The sequence below is a fragment of the Actinomycetospora sp. NBRC 106378 genome, from assembly GCF_030269685.1.
In the GTDB taxonomy this organism is placed as follows: domain Bacteria; phylum Actinomycetota; class Actinomycetes; order Mycobacteriales; family Pseudonocardiaceae; genus Actinomycetospora.
On the sequence record NZ_BSTT01000004.1, the window covers coordinates 422398 to 432745 of the forward strand.

Below are 10348 nucleotides of genomic sequence, written 5' to 3' on the forward strand. Positions count from 1 at the left end.
ACCTGTCCCGCACCGGTTCGGGGGGCCGGACCCGCCGGGACAGGCGGGCGCCACGGGTCCGGGACCGGCACCGCGGCGGGCGCCGGTCACCTCCCACCGTAGGGACTCCCCGGAGGCCCCGTCGGACGGCCGCGGGACGCGCGCGCGAGGGCCGCATCACGAAAAGGTCACGTTCTGCCTGCTCACGGGCGGGTCGCGATCGCGAGACGCGCAGGTCACGTCGGTACACCCGACGAAGCCGTGACCGACGTCACGGTCAAGTTGCTCCGAACGGCCTCCGACCTGCGCGTCGACCCCGGTGGACCCGGTCGTCGGCGTCCGTACCATCGTCGGTCGAGGCCCGCGCGACCCCCGACGCGAGACGAGGACCATGACCGACGCCGCCCTGGATCCGCGCGACCTGCTCCCCGGTTCGCACGGGGAGCACCAGCTGCAGGAGCGTCTGGGCACCACCGCCCGGGCCGACCGCTTCTACGGCGATCAGGTGCGCGACCGGCTGCTGCCGACGATGATCGACTTCGTCCGGCGGATGAGCCTGCTCTTCGTGGCCACCTCCGACGCGCACGGCGAGTGCGACTCCTCGCTGCGCGCCGGGCCGGAGGGCTTCGTCGAGGTGCTCGACGACCGGCACGTGGCGTATCCGGAGTACCGGGGCAACGGCGTCATGGCGAGCCTGGGCAACATCGCGGAGAACCCGCACGTCGGGCTCATGATGATCGACTTCGTCGAGGACCTGATCGGGCTGCACGTCAACGGGACGGCCCGGGTCGTCGAGGACGCGGACCTCCGCGGCGAGTACCCCGACCTGCCGTCGGACCCGGTGCCGGGGCGGCGCGCCGAGCTGTGGGTGGTGGTCGAGGTCGAGGAGGCCTACATCCACTGCCGCAAGCACATCCCACGGATGGTCCCGGCCGACCGGCGCCGTCGCTGGGGCACGGACGCCACGGCGCCGAAGGGGGGCGACTTCTTCGGCGCGGCGGCCACCCGGCGGGCCGAGGAGGCCACGGAGGCCCGGGAGGCGGCGGAGGCGGCGGAGGCCGACCGGACCGCCCCGGAACGTGAGATGTCCCCGGTCGACGAGCGTGCGGGAGCGGGCGCGGCATCCTGAGCGGATGAGCGCCACCCCCGACCGCCACGCCTGGAGCCGACCCGAGCCGGAACAGGTGGCGCCGGGCGTCCTGCGGGTCCCGCTGCCGCTGCCCTTCGACGCCCTGCGTGCGGTCAACGTCTACGTGCTCGCCGAGGCCGGGGGGCTGACGCTGGTCGACGGCGGTTGGACGCTCACCACCGCCCGGGAGATCCTCGACTCCGCCCTCGCCGGCTCGGGGGCCGCGGTCGGCGACATCGTCCGCTTCCTGGTCACGCACATGCACCGGGACCACTACACGCAGGCCGTGGCGCTGCGCCGTGAGACCGGCGCGCAGGTCGCCCTCGGGGTCGGCGAGCGGGACTCGCTGGAGCTGATGGCGACGCGTCCCACCCCGATGGCGGCCCAGCTCGCCGGGCTCCGGGTCGCCGGGGCGTCGGGGTTGGCCGACGAGGTCGCCGGCACCGTCCCCGCGCCCTCCGAGGACGAGATGGCCGACTACGCGCTGCCCGACCGGTGGCTCGTCGACGGGGAGTGCATCGGTGTCGGCGACCGGACGCTGACCGCGCTCGAGACCCCCGGCCACACCCGTGGCCACCTGGTCTTCGAGGCGGACGGGGAGCACGAGCCGCTGCTGTTCGCGGGCGACCACGTGCTGCCCCACATCACCCCGTCGATCGGGTTCGAGCCCGACGCCCGGCCCGGGGCCCTGCAGCGCTTCCTCTCCTCGCTGGCCCGCCTGCGCGAGCGGCCGGACCGGCAGCTGCTGCCCGCCCACGGGCCGGTCGCGCCGAGCGTGCACGCCCGGATCGACGAGCTGCTCGACCACCACGACGCGCGGCTGGGCGAGATCGAGCGGCGCGTGGTGGCGGGCGACGCGACCGCCCTCGACGTGGCGGCGGCCATGACGTGGACGCGGCGCGAGACGAAGCTCGACGACCTCGAGGGGTTCCACCAGGTGCTCGCGATCCTCGAGACCGACGCCCACCTCGAGGTGCTCGGCGCGCAGGGCCGGGTGACGCGCGCGGTCGGCGACGACGGGGTCGCGCGGCACGCCGTCGGCGGCTGACGCGGGCGCACCCGCCGTCGGGAAGGGGCGCCGGGTCCCCACCCGCGGCGGTTAGGCTGGAGGGCCCTCACCGCAGGCACGCGAGCGCGAACGAAGGTCGTCCTTGTCCCACCCCGTCACCCCCGCCGGACCGCAGAGCGAGCCGGCCGGAGACCCGGTCGCCGCCGAGCAGCCGTACGTGGAGATGCTCTACGGGCGGCTCGACGTGCGTCGCAAGGAGACCGCCGAGCTGCTGGCCCGGGTGCTGCGCGAGGAGACGACGGGGACGCCGCAGGCGGTCTCGGAGCGGGACGCGGCCGCGGCGATGTACTCCGAGCAGCTCGCGACGCTCTCCGCGGTGGAGGAGGGCCTCTGCTTCGGTCGGCTCGACGTCGAGCCCGAGGCGCTGAGCGGCGACGCGGACCCGGAGACGCCGGGGTTCGACCAGGAGACGGTCTACATCGGCCGGCTCGGGCTGCTCGACGAGGACCACGACTACGAGCCGCTGCTCATCGACTGGCGTGCCCCGGTCGCCCGGCCGTACTACACCGCGACGGCGGCCAACCCCGACGGCATCCGGCGCCGACGCCACCTGCGGACCCGCAGCCGCCGGGTGCTCGCCGTCGACGACGAGATCCTCGACCTGGCCGAAGCGGCCGTCGCCGCCTCGAACGGCCAGCGCCAGGGCCTCACCGGCGAGGCGACGCTGCTCGCCGCGCTGACGGCGGGCCGCACCGGGCGGATGGGTGACATCGTCGCCACCATCCAGGCCGAGCAGGACCGCATCATCCGCGCCGGGGTGAACGGCGTCCTCGTCGTCGAGGGGGGCCCGGGCACCGGGAAGACGGCCGTCGCGCTGCACCGCGCGGCGTACCTGCTCTACACCCACCGGCGGCAGCTCGCGAAGCGCGGCGTGCTCGTGGTGGGGCCGAACCCGACGTTCCTGCGCTACATCGAGCAGGTCCTGCCCTCGCTCGGCGAGACCTCGGTGCTGCTGCAGACCGTCGGCGAGCTCTACCCGGGGCTCGCGGCCCAGGGCCACGAGGCGCCCGAGCGGTCCGCCCGCAAGGGCGACCTGGACATGGCGAAGGTCCTCGCCGCCGCCGTCCGGGACCGGCAGGAGCTGCCGCGGCGGCCCGTGCGGCTCGTGGTCGACGGGGAGCCCGTCGAGATCGACCGGGACCTCGTCGCGCAGGCCCGCACCCGGGCGCGGCGCACCCGCCGGTCCCACAACGACGCCAAGCGCACGTTCCTGCGCGAGGCGGTCGACCTGCTCGCGCGGCGCGAGCGCGACCGGATCGCCACGCAGGGCTCGCACCCCGAGGTCCCCGACTCCGACCGTCGGCTGCTCGACCGGGGCGACCTCGCCGACATCCGGCAGACGATGCGCGACGACCCGGACCTCATGGCCGCGCTCGACGCCTTCTGGCCGACGCTCACCCCGCCGCAGCTGCTCGTCGACCTGTTCACCGACCCGAAGCGGATCGCCGCCGCCACCCGTGGCTGGACCGACGCCGACCGGGCCCTGCTCCGGCGGGAGTCCGGTCCCCGCCACCCGCTGGACGCGCAGTGGTGGACCCCGGCCGACGCGGTGCTGCTCGACGAGGCCGCGGAGCTGCTCGGCGAGGACGACACCGCCGAGCGGGAGCGGGCCGAGCGCAAGCGCGAGGCGGACGAGGCCTACGCCGCCGGCGTCCTCGAGATCCTCGCGATGGAGGAGGACTGGGACCCGGAGCTGCTGCGCCCCACCGACGTCGTCGACGCCTCGGTGCTCGCCGACCGCAGCCGCGAGGTCTCCTACGCCAGCGCCGCCGAGCGGGCGGCCGAGGACCGCACCTGGACGTTCGGGCACGTGATCGTCGACGAGGCGCAGGAGCTCTCGCCGATGGCCTGGCGCGTGCTGATGCGCCGCTGCCCCAGCCGGTCGATGACGCTCGTCGGCGACGTCGCCCAGACCGGGGCCCGCGACGGCGCCTCCTCCTGGCACTCCGTGCTCTCGCCCTACGTCGCCGCGCGCTGGCGCCGCGAGTCGCTCACCGTCAACTACCGCACCCCGGCCGAGATCGCGGCGGTCGCCGCGGACGTGCTCGCCGTGATCGACCCGGGGCAGAAGCCGCCGGAGTCGGTGCGCGAGTCCGGGGTGCCGCCCCGCGCGGTCGCCACCGACCCGGCGGGCCTCGCGCACCAGGTGGCCACGACCACCCGCGCGGCCGCCGACGAGGTCGTCGACGCCGAGGGCAACGGCCGGGTCGCGGTGCTCGTGCCGGAGAGCCGGGTCGGGGAGCTGCGCGCGCGGCTGGTGGCCGACGGTCTCGTCGCCGGCGATGCCGCGGAGACCGACGACGAACGCGGCGGCTCCGACCTCGAGGTGGCCGTCGTGGTCTCCACGGTGTCCGACGCGAAGGGCCTCGAGTTCGACGCCGTCGTGCTCGTCGACCCCGAGGGCATGGTCGCGGAGTCCCCGCGCGGGCTGAACGACCTCTACGTCGCCCTCACCCGGGCCACCCGTTCCCTCGACGTCGTGCACCCGGGCGCTCTCCCGGCCGTCCTCGCGGCCCTGGACGACACGCCCGTCGGCTGAGCCCCGCCGGGCGGACGGCGCAGGCCCGGCATCCGGTTCGTCACGATCCGGACACCCCAGCTCACGGCTGCGTAACGACCCGCGTCCCGGGCCCGACGTCGTCGTTGACCAGGGATGAACCGTGGGCCGGGTTCGTGCGGATCACGGACACGGGGCCGGGTTCCGGGGGATGATGGACCCCGGCGGGGAGCGGAGGAGGTGGCGCGGTGAGCACGACCGAGGCCGGGCCGCCCTCCGTGGTGGGCGGGCGCTACACCGTCGGCGACCTCATCGGCCGCGGCGGCGCCGCCGACGTCTACCGCGCCCGCGACGAGCTCCTCGGCCGCGACGTCGCGATCAAGATGTTCGGTGCCGGGGGCGACGTGGTCGCCGAGGCCAAGGCCGCGCCGGACGTGCCGGGCTCCGCGGACGCGCCGGCCGACCCGCCCGCGGACGAGGCCGGTCCCGACGACGGGTCGGGCGCCGAGCACGCCCGCTACGGCCGGGACGACGGCGGGTCCGGGTCCCGTGCGGCCGCGTCGCCCGCGGAGCTGGTCGGGGATCTCGAGGAGGGCTCCGACGCGCGCAACCGTCGCGAGGTGCTCACGCTCGCCGCGCTGTCGCACCCCGGTCTGGTCACGGTCTACGACGTCGGCGACGACCGTGGTCGCGCCTACTTCGTCATGCAGCTCATCGAGGGCGACACCCTCGCCCAGCGCATCCGGCGGGGCCCGCTGCCGCTCGGCGACGTCGTCGCCCTCGGTGCCGCCCTCGCCGACGCGCTGGGCTACGTGCACCGCCGGGGCGTGGTGCACCGCGACGTGAAGCCCGGCAACGTCCTGCTCGACGCCGAGGGCCGCGCCCACCTCTCCGACTTCGGGATCGCCGCGGTGCGCGACGCGGCCCCCGTCACCGCGGCCGGCATGGTGATCGGGACGGCGTCCTACCTGAGCCCCGAGCAGGTGCGCGGTGAGGCGGTCACGCCGGCCGTCGACATCTACGCCCTCGGCCTGGTGCTCATCGAGTGCGTCACCGGACGCCGCGAGTACCCGGGCAACGCGCTCGAGGCCGCCGTCGCCCGCCTGCACCGGCGCCCCGCAGTGCCGACGGCGTTGCCCGAGTCGCTGCGCACGCTCCTCGTCGCCATGACCGCCGACGAGCCGGCCGCCCGCCCGGAGGCCGACGAGGTGCTCGCGGCGATGCGCGGGGTGTCGCGGGAGATCGGTCTGGACGCCGAGACGGTGCTCTCGCCCGCCCTGATGGCCGCGCCGACCGGCGCCGTGCCGCTCGCGACGGGTCCGGCCGCGCAGGCGCCGGGCCCGTTCCTCACCGCCGGCGTCCCCACCGGACCCGCGCTCGACCGGCCCACCGGGGCCTCGCCGTCGTCGGGACGGCGACGCGGCGTGCTCCTCACGGTCGGCATCGTCCTGGCGGTGGTGCTCGTCGCCGGGTCCGCGCTCGCCTACTCGCTCGTCGCCGGCGCCCGGGCCACCCCGCTGCCCGCGGTGCCCACCCAGGTCCCGGCGCCACCAGTGCCGGCCGTCGTGGTGCCGACCACCACCGAGGCACCCGAGCGGGTGGAGTCGACGCGGGTGCGCGCCACGACCCGGACCCGCGTACGCACCACGACGACCACCCCCGCCCCCGTGGCTCCGACCGTGGCGCCCGCGCCACCCGTCGTCACCACGCAGGCCCCGCCCCCGCCGGTCGTCACCACCGAGCCGTCGGGGCGCTCGACCACCACCGAGGCCCCGGTGCCCGACCAGGACCCGGCGCCGCAGCAGCCCAACCAGGTCGTCGCGGCCGGGCGCTGATCAGCCCAGCGGGCGGGTGGCGGCCTCGACGGAGAGCGGCGCGCCGGTGGGCAGCAGGCCGATGACGGCGCGCGGCGCCGACGTGGCCGTGCGACCCAGCCCCAGCGCCTCGGCGGTGGCGGCGTCGGGCACCCCGTGCACCGAACCGCTCGCCCCGACCACGGCCAGGGCCCCGTCCTCCCCGCGGATCGCCACGCCCGTACCGGGGAGCACCGCGCGGTCGGCCCGGTCGCCGGACCCGTCGGCCTGGCGCAGCGCCACGCCGGGCGGCAGCGGACCGTCCGCCACCGTCACCCCGGCCGGCCCGGCGGTGCGGTCCGCGCAGGCCGTCGGCGCGCGGTCCGGCGGCAGCGGCACCGGAGCCGGATCGGGGTAGGCGCCGACGTCGATCGCCCGGGAGACCGGGGTGTTCGCGACCTGGGCGGGCGAGACGGTCGGGATCGGGACACCGGCGAGGGCCGGGTCGTCGAGGCGGATGAGACGCGCCAGCAGCTCGGGCACCACCTCGACGCCGTCGCTGAGCACGAGCAGGTAGGTGTCGGCGGTCCCGGCGCCGACGAGGCGGACCACCCCGCCGGCCCGTTCGCCCGCGAGGTCGACCGGGACCGGGGCCCCGCGCCGCGGGATCACCGGGGGCGTGATCGCCGGCGCCTCCGGCAGCGCGGCGAGGAACCCGCTGCTCGCGGGACGGGGGAGCAGGCCGCCGAGCCCCAGGGCCTCCACGACGGCGGGGCGGGTGACGTCGAGGCGGGCCCGCGTCCCGCCGAGGACCAGCCAGTTCTGCCCGGCCCGGTCCACCACGACGAGGCCCTCGCCGGGCGCGAGGGGCCGCCCGGACGGGCGGGTGCCGCCGAGCACGGTGGTCGTCGTGCGGGGGCGGGACCGGTCGGGGGCGGCCTCGGTGGTGTCGCAGACCGACCAGACCGTGGGACCGGGGAGGTCGGGCGGCGGCAGCACGGGAGCGTCCACGATCCCCACGGGCCGGGCGCGCGGTGCGGCGGCCAGCACGTCGTCGTCGATCTCCACCGGGTCGACCGGCACGGGCGCCCCCGCCACGGCGGCCGCCGCGAGCCGCGCGGACGCGAGGTTCGGGACACCGATCAGGGCGGGCGGGTCGGCGCGCGTGACCACCGCCAGCGCCCCGGACCGCTCGCCCACCACGATCGTCGAGGTCCGCCAGTCCGCCGGCCGGTGGACCGCGCCGACCACGGCCGCCGCGCCGAGCCCCAGCGCCGCGAGCAGGGCGCCCGCGACCGTGGCGCGGGAGTGCGCGCGGAGCGGGTCGACCACGGGCGCCGGGTCGCGACGCACGAGCGCGGAGGTGAGCCGACGGGCGGAGAACCGCGCCGCCACCACCTGCCCCGCCGTCGCGCCGCGGCGGCCGGGGGACTCGGGCGGGGCGCTCATGACCGGCCGATCGTGGCACAGCCGGACGGAACGAACGACGCGTTCGCGGCTTCTGGCCGCACGAACGCGTCGTTCGTTCCGCCCGCGGGGAACCTACTTCGGCGGGCGCGGGGACACCCGGAGCCGGATCGAGGCGTGGACGGCCTCGGTGCCCCGGTCGTCGCGGATCGCGACCTCCACCGTCACGTCCTCCTTGTCCGGCCCGAACGCGGGCGGCGTCGCCCACTGCGCGTCGGCGACGACGGAGGTCTTCGCGGTGGCGAGGTAGCGGACCTCCATGCCGACCGGGATCCAGCGGTGGCTCGGCGGCACGGCGGCCTCGGCGAGCACCCCCATCGCGTACTCGGCGAGGTTGCACGAGGCGATGGCGTGGACGGTGCCGAGGTGGTTGTGCACGAGCCACCACTTCGTCATCCGCACCCGGCTGTGCTTCTCGTCGAGCTCGCTGATCACCGGGGCCGCCGTCAGGAAGTACGGGGCCCGCAGCCACACCGCACCGCTGACGAGCAGCCGGCCGGGCAGCGAGCCGGAGAAGCGGTTCCAGGAGGACAGCACGGCACTCATGGATGAGAACCTACTCAGGAGTAACAGATGGTGCACACAGCTCGGGCGGGCACGCTCCGCGAGCGATGCGGTCCCTCCTCGTGCTCCTCGCCGCGCTCCTGGTGCTCGGGGTGGCGGCCGATGCCCCCGCCGTCCCGATCCCGGCGGTCTCCCTGGCCGCGCCCCCGATGGGCGTGAACAACTGGAACGCGACGGGCTGCACGGACGCCTTCGACGAGGACTGGGTGCACGCCCAGGCCGACGCCCTGGTCGGCACCGGGCTGCGCGACCGGGGCTACCGCTACGTCAACCTCGACGACTGCTGGGCGGCGCCGCACCGCGATCCCGCGGGCCGCCTCGTCGCCGACCCGGTGCGCTTCCCGCACGGCATCGCGGCCCTCGCCGACTACGTCCACGCCCGCGGCCTGCGCCTCGGGATCTACACCAGCGCCGGGACCATGACCTGCGATCCCCGCGGCTTCCCGGCCTCCCTCGGGCACGAGACCGCCGACGCCGCGTCGTTCGCCGCGTGGGGCGTCGACTACGTGAAGGAGGACGACTGCTTCACCGCCGGTACCGACGCGATCGCCCGCTACACGGCGATGGCGGCCGCGCTGCGGGCCACCGGGCGGCCGATCGTGTTCGCCGTCTGCGACAAGGGGAACTCGGCGCCGTGGGGCTGGGCGCCCGGGATCGCGCAGGTGTGGCGCACCACCCACGACGTGGCCGACGACTGGGACTCGATCGCCGACATCGTCCGGCTCACGACCGCGGTGCCGTACGCCCGGGGCAACGACCCCGACATGCTCGAGGTCGGGAACCCGGGCACGACCCCGACCGAGCAGGCCAGCCAGATGGCCGTGTGGTCGATGCTGGGGGCGCCGTTGCTCGCCGGGACGGACGTCGCGGCGGCCGCTCGGGACGACCCCGCCGCGATCGCCCTGCTCGCCAACCCCGACCTCGTCGCGATCGACCAGGACCCGGCGTGGTCGACCCCGGCCGTGACCTGGGACGGAGACCGGCTCGTGCTGCGCCGGGCACTCGCGGACGGGCGGACCGCGGTGTCGGTCACCGCTCTCGGCGACCGCCCGGAGACGGTGCCCGCCGGGATCGCGGGGCGCGACGTGGTGGCAGGGGGTGCGGTCGCCCCGGGGGAGCTCGTGGCGGCGCACGACACGATCGTCGTCGTGTCCTGATTCCGCATCCCGGAACGTTCGACACCCGTCTGGCGCACAACGAGGGTTATGGAACATGTTCGCAGGGGACAGGGGAGATGGAGCGGCATGGCGCCGCGGACCCGAAGGAGCACCCGATGCCCACGACGCCCCGCCCCGCACCGGTCGCCGTCCCCGGACTCCCGCGCAGCGAGTGCTCGCCGGCCGCCCTGGCCGAGCGGCTCCTGCCGATCCTGCGCGAGCTGCCCTTCCCCGCCCGCCGCTGGCAGATCGTCACCGCCGGCGACCTGTACGGCTGCGACACCGTGACGCGCGAGCTGCTCGGACGCGTGCCCGAGGCGGACTACGCCGGTGCCGCCGACGTGCTGGGCGTCCTCGCCGCCGTACTCACCGGTCGCCCGATGCCGGTCACCCCGACGATGCGCGGTCCGGTCCCGGCCGGGCGGGCGGCCCGCCCGGGCGCCGTGCCGGTGCGCGCCGACGCCCCGGCACGGGTGCCGCACCGTGCCCTCGCCGCGCGTCGCCCCGGGATGCCGCGACCCGCGTAGGTGCTCCGCCCGTGAGTACTTCTCCGTGTCCTGGCACGGTGTGATGTCTCAGCACATCCTGGACAGATAAGTCTCAGCACATCGCGGACAGGTTGGTGTTCCGCTGGTAGCGGACGCTGCGGTCAAGGGTAAGGCTGGCGGCGATCGCGTTATCGATGAGAACGGT

General features: G+C 76.2%; 8 protein-coding genes. 6 read left to right on the forward strand and 2 right to left on the reverse strand.

The features are described from left to right. Positions 1–370: 370 nt before the first annotated feature. From QSK00_RS13535 to QSK00_RS13550, 4 genes are all read left to right on the forward strand, one after another. On the forward strand, positions 371–1108 hold the full coding sequence (locus QSK00_RS13535; RefSeq protein ID WP_285591411.1) for a pyridoxamine 5'-phosphate oxidase family protein: 738 nt from the start codon (positions 371–373) through the stop codon (positions 1106–1108). A 4-nt stretch (positions 1109–1112) separates the two neighbouring features. Continuing rightward, on the forward strand, positions 1113–2156 hold the full coding sequence (locus QSK00_RS13540; RefSeq protein WP_285591413.1) for an MBL fold metallo-hydrolase: 1044 nt from the start codon (positions 1113–1115) through the stop codon (positions 2154–2156). A gap of 103 nt (positions 2157–2259) precedes the next feature. Beyond that, complete coding sequence (locus QSK00_RS13545; RefSeq protein ID WP_285591415.1) at positions 2260–4716, forward strand: HelD family protein; 2457 nt, start codon at positions 2260–2262, stop codon at positions 4714–4716. 206 nt (positions 4717–4922) lie between these two features. Further along, the gene (locus QSK00_RS13550) at positions 4923–6509 is read left to right on the forward strand and encodes a serine/threonine-protein kinase (protein ID WP_285591417.1); all 1587 of its coding nucleotides are present in this window, start codon (positions 4923–4925) and stop codon (positions 6507–6509) included. On the opposite strand, the gene eccB is transcribed toward QSK00_RS13550, so the two are convergent. Then, positions 6510–7916: a type VII secretion protein EccB gene (gene eccB / locus QSK00_RS13555; protein ID WP_285591419.1), complete on the reverse strand. Its 1407-nt coding sequence runs from the start codon at positions 7914–7916 to the stop codon at positions 6510–6512. It abuts the gene before it with no gap. Between the two features lie 93 nt (positions 7917–8009). Next, a complete protein-coding gene (locus tag QSK00_RS13560; protein ID WP_285591421.1) occupies positions 8010–8480 on the reverse strand; it encodes a hotdog fold domain-containing protein in 471 nt (156 codons plus the stop codon). Positions 8481–8545: 65 nt separating this feature from the next. On the opposite strand from QSK00_RS13560, the gene QSK00_RS13565 reads away from it, so the two are divergent. Both QSK00_RS13565 and QSK00_RS13570 read left to right on the forward strand, forming a co-directional pair. After that, positions 8546–9655 carry a glycoside hydrolase family 27 protein gene (locus tag QSK00_RS13565; protein WP_285591423.1) on the forward strand — a complete coding sequence of 370 codons (1110 nt, stop codon included), beginning with the start codon at positions 8546–8548 and terminating at the stop codon, positions 9653–9655. A 116-nt stretch (positions 9656–9771) separates the two neighbouring features. After that, on the forward strand, positions 9772–10182 hold the full coding sequence (locus QSK00_RS13570) for a hypothetical protein (RefSeq protein ID WP_285591425.1): 411 nt from the start codon (positions 9772–9774) through the stop codon (positions 10180–10182). The last annotated feature ends 166 nt before the right edge of the window (positions 10183–10348 follow it).